At 56.1% G+C, this 16,187-nt stretch carries 17 protein-coding genes; 6 read left to right on the forward strand and 11 right to left on the reverse strand.

From position 1 onward, the window contains the following. Nucleotides 1-70: 70 nt before the first annotated feature. Complete coding sequence (locus ACZ1HV_RS06945; RefSeq protein WP_298958451.1) at nt 71-958, reverse strand: LysR substrate-binding domain-containing protein; 888 nt, start codon at nt 956-958, stop codon at nt 71-73. Between the two features lie 107 nt (nt 959-1,065). Here ACZ1HV_RS06945 and ACZ1HV_RS06950 point away from each other — a divergent pair, with 107 nt between their 5' ends. Then, on the forward strand, nt 1,066-2,226 hold the full coding sequence (locus tag ACZ1HV_RS06950; RefSeq protein ID WP_472717687.1) for a trans-sulfuration enzyme family protein: 1,161 nt from the start codon (nt 1,066-1,068) through the stop codon (nt 2,224-2,226). Between the two features lie 58 nt (nt 2,227-2,284). After that, nucleotides 2,285-3,262, forward strand: a complete 978-nt coding sequence (locus ACZ1HV_RS06955; RefSeq protein WP_472717688.1) for a DMT family transporter — start codon at nt 2,285-2,287, stop codon at nt 3,260-3,262. A 30-nt stretch (nt 3,263-3,292) separates the two neighbouring features. On the opposite strand, the gene ACZ1HV_RS06960 is transcribed toward ACZ1HV_RS06955, so the two are convergent. Further along, a complete protein-coding gene (locus ACZ1HV_RS06960) occupies nt 3,293-3,487 on the reverse strand; it encodes a helix-turn-helix transcriptional regulator (protein WP_298815831.1) in 195 nt (64 codons plus the stop codon). Beyond that, a complete protein-coding gene (locus tag ACZ1HV_RS06965; RefSeq protein WP_298815829.1) occupies nt 3,487-3,885 on the reverse strand; it encodes a hypothetical protein in 399 nt (132 codons plus the stop codon). Before ACZ1HV_RS06965 ends, ACZ1HV_RS06960 begins: the two co-directional genes overlap by 1 nt. A 140-nt stretch (nt 3,886-4,025) precedes the next feature. Between ACZ1HV_RS06965 and ACZ1HV_RS06970 the strand changes: the two genes are divergently transcribed. Together ACZ1HV_RS06970 and ACZ1HV_RS06975 are read left to right on the forward strand one after the other, a co-directional pair. Then, nucleotides 4,026-4,325 carry a hypothetical protein gene (locus ACZ1HV_RS06970; RefSeq protein ID WP_472717689.1) on the forward strand — a complete coding sequence of 100 codons (300 nt, stop codon included), beginning with the start codon at nt 4,026-4,028 and terminating at the stop codon, nt 4,323-4,325. Nucleotides 4,326-4,372: 47 nt separating this feature from the next. Further along, nucleotides 4,373-4,744: a VOC family protein gene (locus tag ACZ1HV_RS06975; RefSeq protein WP_298983226.1), complete on the forward strand. Its 372-nt coding sequence runs from the start codon at nt 4,373-4,375 to the stop codon at nt 4,742-4,744. 101 nt (nt 4,745-4,845) lie between these two features. Here the strand turns inward: ACZ1HV_RS06975 and ACZ1HV_RS06980 are convergent, their stop codons facing one another. The 7 genes from ACZ1HV_RS06980 to ACZ1HV_RS07010 form a co-directional block, all read right to left on the reverse strand. Beyond that, entirely contained in the window at nt 4,846-5,235 is a 390-nt protein-coding gene (locus ACZ1HV_RS06980) for a VOC family protein (protein WP_472717690.1), read from the reverse strand. Nucleotides 5,236-5,448: 213 nt separating this feature from the next. Then, entirely contained in the window at nt 5,449-6,873 is a 1,425-nt protein-coding gene (locus ACZ1HV_RS06985) for a M20 family metallopeptidase (protein ID WP_472718411.1), read from the reverse strand. Between the two features lie 171 nt (nt 6,874-7,044). Then, nucleotides 7,045-8,043, reverse strand: coding sequence for an ABC transporter ATP-binding protein (locus ACZ1HV_RS06990; protein ID WP_472717691.1), 999 nt, complete (start codon nt 8,041-8,043; stop codon nt 7,045-7,047). Continuing rightward, nucleotides 8,040-9,014: an ABC transporter ATP-binding protein gene (locus ACZ1HV_RS06995; protein ID WP_298958463.1), complete on the reverse strand. Its 975-nt coding sequence runs from the start codon at nt 9,012-9,014 to the stop codon at nt 8,040-8,042. The genes ACZ1HV_RS06990 and ACZ1HV_RS06995 overlap by 4 nt, the downstream gene beginning before the upstream one ends. Beyond that, nucleotides 9,011-9,928, reverse strand: a complete 918-nt coding sequence (locus tag ACZ1HV_RS07000; protein ID WP_298815817.1) for an ABC transporter permease — start codon at nt 9,926-9,928, stop codon at nt 9,011-9,013. Before ACZ1HV_RS07000 ends, ACZ1HV_RS06995 begins: the two co-directional genes overlap by 4 nt. Beyond that, nucleotides 9,925-10,902, reverse strand: a complete 978-nt coding sequence (locus tag ACZ1HV_RS07005) for an ABC transporter permease (protein ID WP_298815815.1) — start codon at nt 10,900-10,902, stop codon at nt 9,925-9,927. Before ACZ1HV_RS07005 ends, ACZ1HV_RS07000 begins: the two co-directional genes overlap by 4 nt. Before the next feature lie 60 nt (nt 10,903-10,962). Beyond that, nucleotides 10,963-12,546: an ABC transporter substrate-binding protein gene (locus ACZ1HV_RS07010; protein WP_472717692.1), complete on the reverse strand. Its 1,584-nt coding sequence runs from the start codon at nt 12,544-12,546 to the stop codon at nt 10,963-10,965. A 171-nt stretch (nt 12,547-12,717) separates the two neighbouring features. Between ACZ1HV_RS07010 and ACZ1HV_RS07015 the strand changes: the two genes are divergently transcribed. Next, nucleotides 12,718-13,629 carry a LysR family transcriptional regulator gene (locus ACZ1HV_RS07015; protein WP_298958465.1) on the forward strand — a complete coding sequence of 304 codons (912 nt, stop codon included), beginning with the start codon at nt 12,718-12,720 and terminating at the stop codon, nt 13,627-13,629. Here ACZ1HV_RS07015 and ACZ1HV_RS07020 read toward each other — a convergent pair. After that, on the reverse strand, nt 13,626-15,164 hold the full coding sequence (locus tag ACZ1HV_RS07020) for a M81 family metallopeptidase (protein ID WP_472717693.1): 1,539 nt from the start codon (nt 15,162-15,164) through the stop codon (nt 13,626-13,628). The genes ACZ1HV_RS07015 and ACZ1HV_RS07020 overlap by 4 nt on opposite strands. Before the next feature lie 47 nt (nt 15,165-15,211). On the opposite strand from ACZ1HV_RS07020, the gene ACZ1HV_RS07025 reads away from it, so the two are divergent. Next, complete coding sequence (locus ACZ1HV_RS07025; RefSeq protein ID WP_472717694.1) at nt 15,212-16,171, forward strand: M14 family metallopeptidase; 960 nt, start codon at nt 15,212-15,214, stop codon at nt 16,169-16,171. The last annotated feature ends 16 nt before the right edge of the window (nt 16,172-16,187 follow it).

Consider the following 16,187-nt stretch of genomic DNA (forward strand, 5'->3'; position numbering starts at 1 on the left):
AAAGTCAGTCATGCAAACCAGTTGCATTTCAACCGCGCCAAACGCGTTTCCGTCCTGCATGATCCTGGTATCAGACAATCGAATTTCTCAAGTCATACAGGCACTTGGTGAAGGCTCTGACCAGTTTCGACCTTTGTATGTCCGGACGAAACAAGAGGAACGAGCGAAAGTTTACCGCAGGGGCAAACGGGCGAATTACCAGCCCTCTTGCAACAAAACCTTCCACGACAAGCGGATTGACCAGTCCAACTGCGTCCCCGGCAAGCGCCAAGGCACATGTCGTCGTTGAGGAAGGTGTCTCCACCACATATTCCGGTGACACGCCTGCCTCGGACAAAATGGCGTCAAACCTGTGGCGTGCGCGATCTTCCGGGGCAAGGCCGATCATCGGCTGGCCGACCAGATCCTTTGGTCCAAGACTGTCTCGCGTGGCCAGTGGATGGTGGGAGGACATCGCGATGACACCGGAATAGCCGCCGAAATGGGTCGTATCGACGCCTGAGCGGTCAATCTCATCGGCGGCAAGGCCAATGTCAAAGTTTCCATCGACGACCTGATTGCGCACCTGGGCTGAAGGCAAGATCTGGAGCGTTATCCTGACGCGCGGATTGCTCTTTCTGAAATCCTGAATTGCCTTTGGCACCACTTCCGCGCCGAGGGCGGAAAGCGAGGCAATTTTCAGGTGCCCAGAACCGAAGTCCCGGATTGCGGCCGCTGCAGAGCGCAATCGGTCCATGCCTTTGAAACTTTCTGATACCTCGCGAAAGAACAACTGTCCTTCTGTGGTTGGCACCATGCGCCCGCGCACCCGGTCAAAAAGTATGAAACCGAGAGACGCTTCCAGTTCAGCAATGCTTCTGCTGACAGCCGGTTGCGTGATCTGCATGAGTTCGGCAGCACGGACTGTCGAACCCGAGATCATCAGGGTGTGAAAGGCTTCAAGCTGCCTGAACTTCATGATCTGCACTCACTTGATATAAGTTTTGTGCATAGAACTATGCCGAACTATTAATTGTTTGCCAGTCTGGATTTTGCTGTAGTTGGAAAAACTTCAGAGGAGTTCACATGCGCGACGCGACAAACTGCACGATCCATCCCTCCGTTGACCTTTCGGAATTTACAAGTCTGGCGGTGCCGACCTACCGCGCATCCACAATCGTGTTTGAAAATGCCCAAGCCTATACAACGCGTTCACAGAGAGATCTCGACAGCTATTTATATAGCTTGTACGGAACACCAACGACGCGCACGCTCGAAGCGCAGATCACTAAATTGGAGAACGGCCTTCGATCCGTCATCGTGCCTTCTGGCCAGGCCGGGGCAACGATCGTCTTCTTAAGCGTTCTGCACCCGGGAGATACGGTTCTTGTTCCCGACAACGTTTACCCACCCGTTCTGGATTTCAGCGTCAACTATCTGGAACCACGCGGCATTCACCACAAGATCTATCGGCCCGATGGCGAAGGGATGGAAGATCTGATCGATCCCTCAGTCAAACTGATCTGGGCGGAATCGCCCGGGTCGACAACCATGGAACTGCAGGACTTGCGGATGATTGCCGCCCTTGGCAAGAAGCATGGAATTCTGACGGGAGCCGACAATACCTGGTCAACCCCGTTGCTTTTGAAGCCGTTGGATCTCGGCATCGACTTTTCCATGCAGGCGCTGTCCAAATATGTGGGCGGGCATTCAGACATTCTGCTCGGGTCCATTTGCGTCAACAATCTGGAGCTGCGCAAAAAGCTGCGCGACACCATGAGAATGCTCGGCATCGGCGTCTCACCCGATGAGGTGTCGCTTGCCTTGCGGGGTATTGAGACAATGTCCGTGCGGCTTGCGCATGTGGGAAAAGTCGCGCTGAGCCTTGCTGAAGAGCTGGCTTCCCGTCTTGACGTTGAAAAGGTGCTGCATCCTGCACTCCCGGATTTTCCGCAGCACGCGCTTTGGAAACGAGACTTTTCCGGTGCGAGCGGAGTTTTCAGTGTTGTCCTGAATGAACGTCAGGAACACCGACTGGATGAAGGGCTTGATCAGCTCAAAGTCATGGCGATTGGCGCGAGCTGGGGCGGGACGCGCAGTCTGATCGTTCCCATGTCGGTCAAAAACGCAAGAACGTTCGAGCAAGCAGAGCATCAGCGCATCTTTCTGCGGATCAATGTTGGCCTGGAGGACCAGGAGGACCTGCGTACGGATCTGAACAATCTGTTCGACATTCTTTCAAAGTAAGCTGATCATCCACTTTCGCGGGCAAACCGAAAATTTTGAAGGTAAGGATTGGGCCTGAATGACCCTGTTAGTGACCACTCCCACAGGACAACCCGCTATCGTTCACATTCGGTGGTGGGAGCGGTTTGGCGGAACGAGGCTGTCCGGTACTTCAGGTGGCCCGAAAGCAAAAACAATGGGTCTTGTCGCCGGAGCCGTTGTTTTGTGGGCGAGTTGGCCAGCACTTGCAACAGCGGTCGGTCCTGCGCCTCCATTTCTGACCCTGGGCGCATCAGCGCTGATCGGCTTTCTGTTCTCTCTTTCGCTGGCTGCTCGAAAGGGTGCTTCCCGCACCTTTCTGTCCTTGCCGTTGAGGACGATGGTTTTCGTTTCCCTTGGGCTGATGGGCAACAACGCATTCTACATTGCCGCGATAGCGAGGATCGGGCCGGCCGAGGCCAATGTCGTGCACTATCTCTGGCCGGTCTTTCTTGTACTGCTCGCATCCATGCTGCATCGACGCTTGCCTTCTTTGTTTCAGGCGCTTGGCATTGCCTGCGGGTTTCTGGGCGTGGCCGTCGCCCTCTATCCTCAGATGGCAGGAAATCTTGATGGCGTTGGGGTTCTGCTTGGTGTCTGTGGAGCGATGACTTTCGCGGTGTATTCTGTCGGCCGCTCCATTGCCAGGGTCGAAACAAATGTCGTCGGTCCATCGCTCGGGCTTGCCGGGCTTGCCGCACTCTGCGCACATTTCATCCTCGAACCTGCCTACTGGCCGTCCAACCCGGAATGGCTCGCGATCATTTTCATGGGGATCGGCCCGTTTACGGTCGCAAATATGCTGTGGGACAAAGCCACGCGATCGGGCTCGGCAGCGGCAATCTCCAGCTTCGCCTTTCTGACCCCACTTGTCGCCATGGGCCTGTTGGCGACATTCGGACTTGGCAATGTCACCCTCAACACCATTGTAGGGGCGCTTTTGGCCATTGCCGGTGCCTTGTTGAGTTCGACGTCCAAGCGAGGTTCAAGTTCTGCCCGGGGTTCCCGTCAAGACTGAAGACTTCCGGCTTCAGATCCGGGTGACCGGTCATTCGTCTGCTTCAAAGATGTCTTCAATTCTCCTTTCAAACAGGCGAGCAATCTTGAATGCCAGAGGCAGCGACGGATCATAGCGCCCCGCCTCGATGGCGTTTATCGTTTGCCGGGAAACACTCAGGTATTCCCCAAGGACTGCCTGGGACCAGCCTCGTTCAGCCCGCAGCGCCTTCAGGCGGTTTTTCATTAAAAAACGCCTTCACGTTTCGATATCAGCGTGGTTGCCAATCCTTGTGCTGCCCAAAAGATCGGCAACAGCCAGAACACCGGCAGTCTCGGGACGTCGGCCAATCTTTCCATCTGGCCCCATCCCGATGCGATCATCATCACGCAGGCTATTCCAACGAGGGTGCCCTTGATTTGTATCAGGCGAAGAAACTCGTCGAGTTCCATCGCAAATCGCCATTGCGCCCAAAAAGCTACGAAAATTGCCACTATCGGGATCAGGACCAGTGCGTAGAGCGCATAGGCAGGAAGAGTGCCGCTGTCTGTGGACCACCGGATCCCAGCCGATCCGGCAATGTAGACGATCATCGCGGGGATAAAGATCTTAAAAAAGCGGGACGTTGCGAGTTCCGTCGTCATGTTGAGTACTCCAAAGAAATGGAAAGCCTCCTTTACATAAACGTATCGCAACCAATTGTAAAGCTTGCTTTACATCTCTTCGATGCGGTCGACGCTTTTGGCGCGAAGCGTTTTTCCGATGCATTTGAGGAATTGCCTCTATGAGGCGTCAATGTTCTGGCCTAGACTTTGAAGGCAATCAGCTTAATGCACGGCAGGACATGCACATTCCAAATCTAAAACGCGTCAAGGTCTCGTCTGTTCAAGAACTGAGAAATTGGCTCGGCAAAGGCCCTGACCAACATCAAAGGGTCATGATCGTTACATGCAACAAGACATCGACCGGCAAGTTCTTAAGCCGTGAGAGCGTGCAGAATACGCTGGCCGAATATGGCTGGGCTGTTGAAACGCGATATACACTGAATGGCAACCTGGTTGGTCACGTCGCCTCGCCCTCTTGATGTCCGTTTTGACGAAGACGTCAAAAGTACTGCTTATGAAGGTGCCTATGTCAAAGTCATTTCGATGCTCAGCCGTTTACCCGACACTTGCCGTGCCGAGTGTTTTGGACACGTGTAACTGGTATGTCGACCATCTCGGCTTTTCCATCAGGTTCGTCTGGGGAGAGCCGCCAACGCACGGTGCTATTCTGCTTGACGCAGCCTGCGTGCACTTCTGGCAAGGTGAGCCTCAGCTCGGTGCGAACTGGCTCTATTTTGACGTGAATGACCTGGATGTTGTTTACGACCGGGCAATGGCCAATCAGGTGGAAATTACCCGCGCTCCGGAAATCTATCCCTGGGGCATGCGCGAATTCAACGCAGTCGATTTGAATGGGTACAATATTCGCTTTGGGCAGCACATGGGCTCTGCCGACTGACCGCCGTGAGCCGAGTGGAAGAATTCGCATCCTTCTCGTATCCGGTCACAATCCATGCCAATCGTTGGATGTTATTTTGGAAGATCGGCAGCCCTCGGCCGCTAGGGTGCTTCCGGGAGATGACAAACGGCCTCGATATTGTGCCCGTCAGGATCGAGAACAAAAGCTCCATAATAGTCATTATGGTAATGGGGCCTCAATCCAGGCGCACCATTGTCCGTACCTCCGGCCCGAAGCGCCGCGGCGTAAAACCCGTCAACACCCGCACGGTTAATCGACCCTAACGCTATGTGAAGCATTCCTCTTGTCGCGTTCTCTTCTGCAAGCCAGAACCAGGGTCTGTCATCGCCGTAACCAGCGACCTTCACTCCGCCTGTGTGTTCCAACGGCACTTCAAACAACCGCTTCACCCCAAGCGGCGCGAATGCCTGATCATAGAACTCCACCGACCGGTCGAAGTCAGTCACACCAAAGAGTACGTGGTCTATCACGATGCATCTCCCGCCCCCTGCGTCGCGCAATGTTTAGCACTTATCGTCCCAAAAGCATCCTCCAAACACCTTAAATGGAAAACAAGCAGACGATCGCTTTGACCGTTTTGCAGCAACGTCAAAGTCCGTACACAGCTAAATAGTTCCCGACACGGGTGGAGCCTCGAAACGCAACGGCACGGCTCGATGAGTTCCTATTGCAATCACCAAAGGTTACTGGTTGCTCATCGCCTTCAGTGGCGGCGAGACGTCATCAGGGATCGGGCAGACATAAGGGTCTTGCTCCAGAGTGTTCTTGTGAGCTTCGATTGCGTTTTGAAGAACCTGGGTGTCTTCAAACAGGTCGATTGCGGTTCCGGCCATGATCTTTGCAGCTTGCGTCATGCCCTTGTGTGCCGCCGGTGCCTTGCCTTGCGCGGTCAATTGCCAGGTGTGGAACGGGGTTCCAACGGCACAGGTTGCGACACGTGCCTGAACCGTCGGGACCGCCCAACTGACATCGCCGACGTCGGTTGAGCCCTCCCCGCCTTCGCTTTGCCGGTCGAGCGGAGCAATAAAATCGCAAAGCGACAGATCCGGGTCGACTTCCGCTCCAATCCGGCGGAAGGAGACGGTGATATTGTCCTCGCTGAGTGTCGCACGGATCTTTTCGGCAAACTCCCGATCGCTGTCGTCGAAGTCCGGTGCACCGAGCCGTTCCATATTGCGTTGCATGGTCTCTTCTAGCGGACGGTTGCCCATGAGGTTCGAGACGCCGCTGACCACACTGGTTTCAACCCGTGTTTCGGTCATCAGCGCGGCACCTTCCCCGATTTTGCGCACACGCTCTATCAGACCGCGCAGTTCCTTCAGATTGCGCGCCCGGACAAGTTGGCGCACGGTTGCCTTGGATTGTACGACATTGGGTGCAATGCCGCCGGCATCCAGATAGGCGTAGTGCACCCTGGCATCATCAGGCATGTGCTCGCGCATATAATTGACGCCGACATTCATCAACTCGATCGCATCAAGTGCGCTGCGGCCAAGTTCCGGCGCTCCGGCGGCATGCGCCGCGCGTCCGTGGAAGGTAAAATCGATCCGGGTGTTGGCGAGAGAGCGCGCTTCGTTGACCGCCGTGAAGGTTGCCGGGTGCCAGGAAATTGCGGCATCCACGTCGTCGAAAATGCCTTCACGCACCATGAAGGTCTTGGCGGCACCTCCCTCTTCGGCCGGACAGCCATAATATCGGACGCGACCCTTGAGGCCGCGTTCTGCAAGGTAGTCCTTGACGGCGGAGGCTGCCATGAGTGCGGCCGATCCCAGAAGATTGTGCCCACAGCCATGACCCGGACCACCTGCTTGGATCGGCTCATGCTCGGCAACCCCTGCGACCTGTCCAAGCTCGGGAAGAGCATCGAATTCCCCAAGAATGGCGATCACCGGACCTTCTTCGCCCGCTTCACCGACAATCGCGGTCGGTATTCCGGCGAGGCCTTCTCTGATCCGGAAGCCTTCCTTTTCAAGCATTTTCTTGTGTTCGACGACCGATTTGAATTCGGTATAGGCGATCTCAGGGAGGTCGAAAACGCGGTCTGACAGGCCGATATAGTCTTCACGGCGTGCATCCACCAAATCCCAGACCCGATCAGTGTTTTTCATGTTTTCCTCCAAGACTTGGCAATAGATCTGTGCCGCCGCAATGACGCGGTCGAGCATCAATTCGATAAGTTCTGTCGTCATCCGTCTGACCGGCCGAACAAAGCGGACATGTTCGCTCGCCCGCCTTCGGTCAGCTGCGGGACAAACGGCCCGGACTTCCGGTATCCGGGATCATGTGTCTTTCCAATAGTGGCAGGCGACCGAGCGCGCGTTTCCGAAACTCTCAAGACCAGGTTGCGCCTGGCGACAAAGGTCCTTCGCGTGCGGACAACGAGGGTTGAAATAGCATCCGTCCGGCGGCGCCAGTGGAGATGGAATTTCACCTTCAATCGGAGCGAAGTCGCGTTTGCGCTGATCCAGGCGCGGAGCTTCGGCAAGAAGCGCCCGCGTATAGGGGTGCTTGGGTGCGCTGAAAATGTCTTCCGTTGAAGCGCTTTCCACGATCCGGCCAAGATACATGATGGCAACACGGTCGGCGATATGCTCAACGACGCTAAGGTCGTGACTGATGAACAGATAAGTCAGTCCGAACTCTTCGCGCAGATCCATGAAAAGGTTGATCACCTGAGCCTGGATGGAAACATCCAGCGCGGCGATCGCCTCGTCACACACGAGAAATTTTGGTTTGACTGCAAGCGCCCTGGCGATACCGATGCGCTGTCGCTGCCCGCCGGAAAACTGGTGGGCGTAGCGCTTTTTCAAGGAGGGATCGAGCCCCACTTTCCGCATGATATCGTCAACATAGTCAGACGCTTCGGCACGGGAGACAATGCCGTGGACCCTTGGCGCTTCGCCAATGATATCCTCAACGCGCATTCTCGGGTTCAGGCTGGCAAACGGGTCCTGAAAGATCATCTGAACGGCAAGCGTCGCCGCCCGTTTGTCGGCACTCGACATGGTTGCGACATCGTTGCCCTGAAAGAGAAGCTGTCCGCCACTTGGTGCGTGAATGCCGGCTACGACACGGCCAAGGGTGGATTTGCCGCAGCCGGATTCCCCGACCAGTCCCAGGACCTCTCCTTCACGGATCTCAAGATTGACCTCGTCCACGGCGTGAACGACTTCCTCGTGAATGTCGGCACCGAGTTTTTGCGCGATCTTTCCGGCAACGTCGAGCCGCTTTGCGAAGCGTTTGGAGACGTCTTTGATCTCTACCAGCGGGGCCGTCATTCTGCGGCTACCTGTGATTGGGGATGGTAACAGCGCAGCTCACGGCTTGCCACCTGCTCTACCGGAGGCGGCACCTGACAGGCTTCGCTGGCGAACCCGCAACGGGGTGAAAAGGCGCATCCTTTTGGAAGCGCCAGCATATTCGGGGTCATACCCTCGATCTGGAACAAGCGTTCCCCCCGGTTGTTCGCAGTTGGGACCGATCCAAGCAAGCCAACTGTATAGGGGTGAAGCGGCCGGTCGATAACGTCGTCAGTCTCTCCCTGCTCGACAATCTTGCCGGCATACATGACCGAAATCCTGTCGGCGAGACCGGCCACAACAGCAAGGTCGTGCGTAATCCAGATCATTGCCGTCCCGGTTTGTTTCGTCAGTTTCTGGGCCTCATAGATAATCTGTGCCTGAATGGTCACGTCGAGTGCTGTGGTCGGTTCATCGGCGATGATCAGATCCGGCTTGTTCAAGAAGGCAATGGCGATAGACACACGTTGGCGCATGCCGCCTGACAGTTGATGCGGATAGGCCCGGAGACGCTCCTCCGGCGACGGAATACCGACCAGTCCCAGCGCGTCGCGGCAACGTTCCCAGGCTTGCCTTTTCGGCATAGCTTCATGCGCCAGGATCGCTTCCATCATTTGCGTATCGATGCGCAGTACCGGGTTGAGCGTCATCATCGGATCCTGAAAGATCATCGAAATCCGATTCCCGCGTATGGATTTGAGTGTTTCCTCGGGAGCCCCGGCAATGTCGTCGCCATTGAACCTGATGGCGCCTTCGACGATCCGGCCAGGCTGGTCAATCAGGCCGATGATGGAAAAACCTGTTATCGATTTGCCAGAGCCCGATTCGCCAACGAGCCCCATGACCTCGCCTTTGTTCACCGAAAAATCGACCCCATCGACGGCCTTGACGACACCGGCATGGGTGAAGAAATGCGTCTTTAGACCGCTCACTTCCAGGACAGCAGTCATTTCTTCATCCTCGGATTGAGAACGTCGCGCAACTGGTCGCCGACAAGGTTGATCGATGCAACGGTTAAAAGCAGTGCGATGCCGGGAAAGACTGAAATCCAATACCGACCCGACAGCATGTACTCAAAGCCATTGGCGATCAGAACGCCAAGCGATGGCTCGGTTTGCGGCAGTCCAACGCCAAGGAAAGACAGGGTGGCTTCAAGAGATACGGCATGCGCGGTCTGCACCGTGCCAACCACGATCAGCGGAGCAAGGCAATTGGGCAATATGTGCCTGAAAACAACGCGCACCCTGGAAAGGCCAAGGCATTGCGCCGCTTCCACATATTCCTTGCCGCGTTCCACAAGTGCTGTCGCACGGACGGTCCGGGCATAATAGGCCCATTGTGCAACCACGAGCGCGAGGATGATCTTGTCGACGCCTTTGCCGAGCGCGGCAACCAGCATCAGGGCAACAAGGGACGCGGGGAAGGACAGTTGCAAATCCACCACCCTCATGATGACCGCTTCCGTCCGGCCACCTGAATAGGCCGCAATCAGTCCAACGACCATGCCAATGAAAAGAGCGATAACGCCTGAAGCCAAACCAACCGAGATCGAGATCCGCAAGCCGTAAAGGATCGCCGAATAGAGATCTCTTCCCGCGCCATCCGACCCAAGCCACATGGTATAACCGGCAAAGGCTTCAGACCCTGGCGGCAATCGGCCGTCCATGACATCGACCTGTCCCAGGTCATAGGGGTTTTGAGGTGTTATCCAGGGCGCCAGCACCGCAAGCAGAATAATGACCATCAGGACTACGAACGCCGTAGCCGCAATGCGGCTTTCGAAGAACTCGGCCCTGAACCGCTGAAACGGCGTTTCGACTTTGGCCGCAACCTGTCCTGAAGTCTGGATCGTTGTATCGGTCATGCACCCTGATCCTGTAGGCGGACCCTCGGGTCCAGAATGGAATAGAGAATGTCGACGACCAGATTGATCAAGACAAAGAACAGAACCATGATCATCAAATAGGCCACGACCACAGGGCGATCGAGCTGCAGGATTGCGTCAATCAGCAACTTGCCCATGCCTGGCCAGGCGAAAATCGTCTCCGTCACAACCGAGAACCCGATCAGACTGCCGAATTCCAGCCCCATCACGGTCACCACCGGGATCATGATGTTTTTCATGACATGCACAAAAATAATGCGACTGGTCGAAACGCCCTTGGCGCGGGCATATTTGACGTAGTCCTGGCCCATCGCCTCGCGGACCCCGGCGCGCGTCAGCCGAATTGCCAGGGAAATCTTCAAGAGCGACAGATTGAGAGCCGGCAGGAAGATGTGCCGGATCCCGTCCCATGTGGCCAGGCTCGTCTGAATTCCGAAGATTGATGCCGTGTCACCGCGGCCCGTTGACGGCAGCCATCCAAGTTCGACCGCAAACAAGAGTATGAGCATCAGACCAACCCAGAAGGTCGGTAGGGAAAAGCCGAGAATGGATCCGGCCATGACGCCTTTTGACACCGGGTTGTCCGGATAGAGCCCGGAGAAAAGTCCCAACGGAATGCCGATTACGATGGATAGAAACAGCGCACTGAATGCCAGTTCCAACGTTGCCGGCATGTGATGAAGAATCAGTTTCAGGGCTGGCTCACCGAAGACGAATGAGTCTCCGAGATTGCCCTGAGCTGCGCCTTTCAGAAATAGGAAGTATTGCTCCCAAATAGGGCGGTCGAGCCCCAATCGGCGAATTGCCGCTTCAATGTCTGCCTGATCTGCATCGGGACTGACGAACATATAGACCGGGTCGCCGACGATATTCACGCCGAAAAAAACGATGACGGACATGAGAAAGACGACAAAGAACGCCTGCATCAACCGACGGATGACGAAAACAGTCATGGGGGATTCCCGACTTTAGGAAGGCCCGGGCCGCCATTGGCGGCGGCCCGGAAGGATTGACTATTCCTTCACGACACCCGTTGCGAGGGTGTATTCGTCGGTCCGCGGAATGTACTTCAAGCCCTTCTTGGCTGCCCAGGTATTGACCTGGAAGTGCGTCGGGATGATAGCGACATCCTCAATGGCCATTTCGGTGGATTTGGCCAACAGGTCCTGACGTTTCTCGTCGTCCACGGTGCTCAGAGCTTCCTCGATCAGCGCATCAATCTCCGCATTGGAATGCCGTCCGCGATTTGAAGAACCGAAACCCTTGTCCTTGTCGTAGGTGTGGATGAGTGACTTCAGAGGTGAAGACGCTTCGCCCGATCCTGCGCCCCATCCGACGAGAATGAAGCTGAACTCAGGCAGTCCGTCCGGGCTGCCACGAGAAGCACGCCCGAAGTACACGGAACGCGGCATTGTCTCGACTGCTGTCTTGATGCCGACTCTTGTCAGCATCTGGCCAATTGCCTCGGCGATCTTGGCATCGTTGATGTAGCGATCATTCGGGCCATGGATGGTCATCTGAAAACCGTCGCCATAACCGGCTTCTGCCAGCAAAGCCTTTGCCCCTTCCGGGTCATAGGCAACAGGTTGCAGTTTGTCAGAGACACCGAAAAAGCCTTCCGGCAGCAGCTGTCCAGCAGGCAGCGCCACACCTTCCATCACGCGTTCCACGATAGCGTCACGGTTGATGGCCTTCGAGATTGCCAGCCGAACGCGCTGATCCATGAGCGGGTTCTTGATAGCGCCGCCATCATTGCTCTTCACAAAGGGAGAATCTTCGCGGAACTGATCCATATGCAGGTAGATGACGCGGTTCGAAACGCCCTGGCTCAGCTGAATGTCGTCTTTTGACTCAAGCGTTTTGATGTCCGTTGTCGGAACGCCCGCGATCATGTCCACGTCCCCGGCCAACAACGCCGCGACACGGCTCGGCCCGGACTTGATCGGACGGAATTCCACTTCGCTCCACACAGGAGCATCGCCCCAATAGTCGTCATTGCGAACGAGCGTGATGCTCTCACCGGGCTTATAGTTCGAGAACTTGAAAGGACCCGTTCCGACCGCCGCGGTACCAGCGTTGAAATCTTCCGTTGCAGCCCCGCATCCGGCGCTGTCGGAAATGACCGGGATGGTCGAAATATCGTTTGCCATCAGCGGGTAAGGCGCTTCAGTGACGGCATGCACCGTGTAATCGTCAATCTTCTTGAAGGTCTTGCCTTTCAAGTAGGTGCCATAACCGGATGGCGAGTTCGGCACATCCGGTGCTCGTTCCATGGTGCAAATGACATCGTCAGCGTTGAAGTCGCTGCCGTCATGGAACTTGACGCCTTCGCGCAGTTTGAATTCCCAGGTCAGATCGTCAATCGGTTTCCAGGAGACGGCAAGGCCCGGAGAAAGGCGTTGCTTCTCGTCCTGTGCGATCAGGCGATCGAACAGGTGAACCGACATTGCGTTGTTCGGTCCCAGATTATGAAAATGAGGATCCATCGACGTTGGTTCGGACGCCAGGCCAATAGTGAGCTTCTCTGCAAAAGCCGCTCCGGTAAACAACGCCAGAGCGCTTACTGTAGCCGCTGCTGCGGCTGTAAGTTTTATCATGACTGTGTAACTCCCTCGGAAGGTGCGGTGTCCTTTTCCGGACTTTTTGCCGCACGATGAAAAGGATGTTAGCTTGCAGAAAATTCATTGCCAACAGTAAAGTTAATGCATTTTTGCATAGGCCAATTCAACATAACCAACCGCCCTCTTCACGCTGGAAGCACCACATACATGGCAGAACACCGCCACAGACTGCGAGAAATGGAAGCGCTCAGAGCACTGGTGACGACTGGGACAACCATCGGAGCCGCACGACGACTTGGTGTGTCGCAGTCTTCCATAAGCCGGGCACTGGGGCAGCTGGAACAGCGCGTTGGACGCAATCTCTTTTTGCGCAGCTCCGGCAAGATCGAACCGACGGCTGCTGCACTCAGGCTGAATGAACAGCTCGATCCACTCTTTGAAACACTCGCCCAGATCGAAGGAGCAGAATGGGCGGCAGCAGACGAAGAGCCTTTGCGCCTTATCGTACCGCCCACCCTGGCGCATAATTTTGTCATCAAGCAGGTTGCAGCCTTTTTGAAGCAGAACCCGGGCAAGAGCCTTCAACTGGATATTCAGGCGACGGACGTGCTTGTCTCAGGCATCCTGGACCTGCGTTATGACCTTGGCCTGACCAGCGCCATGATCCAGCGTTCCGGTGTGACACTTGTGCCCTGGCGGCGGTCCCAGGTCGTGTGCGCCATGCCAACCGGCCATCCTCTGGAACAGAAAGAAATCATCACCCCGTCCGACCTTGAAGATGTTGAACTCATCGAGTTTTTGCGACGGCTCGGAACGCGGGCGATCACTGAGCAGGTCTTTGCCAGGGCGGGCGTTCGCCCGCGCACCGTTGCTGAAACTGCAACAAACATGGCAGCGCTTGAGCTGGTTCGGGAAGGTCTTGGCGTCACGCTGCTCAATCCCTTTCCGGTATTGTCCGGGGGAATGGCGGATATCACGGTCAGGCCGTTCGACGCGCCGATCACCTACAACACCAGCTTCGTCTTGCCGACCGGTCGGCAGCCTTCCGAACTCGCGCAGCAATTCATGGAGTACGTCAAGGTCACCACTCCGGCGGACGAATACTCGGAGATCGTTTAGTTTTGGCCGGCGCTCTCCCAATTTGTGTCTGGGTCCAATGGGAAACTCGGGCGTGGAACAAACTCAAAGGGCCAGCGCTCAAGCACTGGGCTGGTCAGGCCAGCAGTGTCGATTTCGAAAACCTGATCGGGTGCGAACCACTTCGCGAATCCAGCGCGGAAATGCCCTCGAGACTTGACCACCACGCAATTGGCGCTGCCCACGTCCAGCCCAAGCATATGGAAGAAAACCGGGTCCGCCGTCTGTGTGCGGTCGGAAATGACAACAACGCGGATCCCGCCGAGATCCAGAGCTGCACAGGGCCCGAGATGAAGCCGGCGGCCTTTTGTCATGCCGCGTTCCCCCACCACATTGCCGTCATGCAACGCAAGCACCTTGGCCGAAGCGTCGATTGGCTTGTCCCATTTCTCCCAGACCTCCGCGCCCGCACTGCGGTTGAACCTCGCAGTAAAACTGGCACCTACGCCAACCGCATGAGCTTCACAGGCAAGATCGGGATCGAAAAACGAACCATAGAGAATGCGATCAGCGCCACTTGCCTTGAGCGCCGCAAGAAGCTCAGTAGTGCGCCCCGATCCACCGCCTCCCGGATTGTCGCCGGCGTCCGAAAAGATTACCGGCAGTTTTCCAGGATTCAGCGCAATCGTCACAGCCTGTTGCACCGAAGTCAGGGTGCGCGTGAAGCTTTTTCGTTTGTTCCAGGCGCGTTGCGCAATTTCCAGAGCCAGATTATCTGCGAGTTTCTGGTCCTCTCGCGCTGTCACGACCACGCTCAGGCCGTTGTCCGGCGTGTCGGAAAATACAAAATTGCCGAATACCGAGACATTGACAATCGCACTGCCCAGTTCGGCCTGTCTTTGCTGCCCGTAGTTGATCAACTCGCCATAAGGAGCCTCAGCGCTCAAAAGGGTCACGGAAGAGGGAACGATCGGTGGTTTCTTAAGCGCTATTTTCGGCCTGCTTCCGCTTGCAAGGCAGCGCCGCAACGAGAAGGCCGCTTCTTCTCCGCGTTCTATCATGTCGACATGCGGATTGGTCCGGTATCCAACGATCAGGTCGCAAGCATTCGCCATCCTTTGCGAAATGTTTGCGTGAAGATCGAGCGTGCTCACAATAATCGGTTCTTGACCGACGGACGAGCGGACACGCTCCATCAATTCGCCGTCCGGGTCATGAAGATGTTCGGCGACCATGGCACCGTGATTGCAAATGTAGACCGCATCGACAGGACCCGCCGCCGTCAATTGAGCGATTGCACTGTCGGCGATCTTCTCAAACACCGCCCGTTCAACGGGTCCCGCCGGGTGACTGGCCGCGAGCGTACAGGGCACGGGTTGCCAGGGTCCCGTCGCATCCATGGCGCGGACGAATGCAGCGAATTCGGCAGCAAGCGCAGGTGTTTCCAACCGGGATTCTTCGAGCAGTCGTTCGCCATCCAGCCATGTCAGCGAACGAAAGTCGTCTTCCGTGGCGGGGCGCGAGAAGCGGTTCGATTCCAAAATCATACCCAGCAAAGCAACCTTGGGTGTATGCACCAGCGTCTCTCCCTAATCTGGTTTCAATGAAAAAGGAGCACGTTCCAGTGGCCGAAATCAACATTCCAAACGAATACCCGGTCGAACTCAAAGCTCCTGATCTGTCGCCGTACAAGTCCGGAAATACTGGCATCCCTTACATCTGGCGGTTTGACAGCGGCAAGCCCGGAGCAAATGTCATGATCAGCGCAATCGTTCATGGCAATGAGCCTTGCGGGGCGATTGCGCTCGATTGGCTGCTGAACAGGGACGTAAGACCAGCAGCCGGCAGCCTGACCTTGGCTTTCATGAACATTGCTGCCTATGAAGCCTTCGACCCGGCAGACCCGAATGCAACGAGGTGGATTGACGAGGACTTCAACCGGGTCTGGGATGTCGCAGTGCTTGAAGGAGAGCGAGACAGTGTCGAATTGCGCCGAGCACGGGAAGTCCGACCGGCGCTGAATGACATCGACTGTCTCCTGGACATTCACAGCATGCAGCATCTTGCGCCTCCCTTGATGATGTCGGGACGCCAGAAGCGCGCAAAGACACTCGCAGGGTCTGTTGGCGTGCCGGAACGCGTCGTTGGCGATGCGGGTCATGCCGAAGGCCGGCGCATGCGGGACTATGGAGCCTTCGATGATCCAGATGCGAGAAATACGGCACTATTGATCGAATGCGGCCAGCATTGGCAAGCCTCGGCGGAGGATCTTGCAAAGGAGGCTTCTATCCGTTTTCTGGTTGCCACAGGGACACTTGGCAAGGAGGCACTTGCGGCATTTTCCAAACCGAGTGTCACGCAATCCGCATTTACCGTCGTGGAGGCAATCACCATTCAAAACGAAGGATTCGTCTTTGCAGAACCGTTTTCAGGGGGAGAAGTTATCGCGCAGAAAGGAACACTGATCGGATACGATGGGACAACTCCCGTTCGAACGCCTGAAGACGATCTCATGCTCGTGATGCCTTCCAAACGGCTCTGGCGCGGGCAAACGGCAGTAAGACTGGCAAGACGCGATACCTGACAAGATTTTTTAACCG

The sequence above is a fragment of the Roseibium sp. JB4-4 genome, assembly GCF_055693425.1.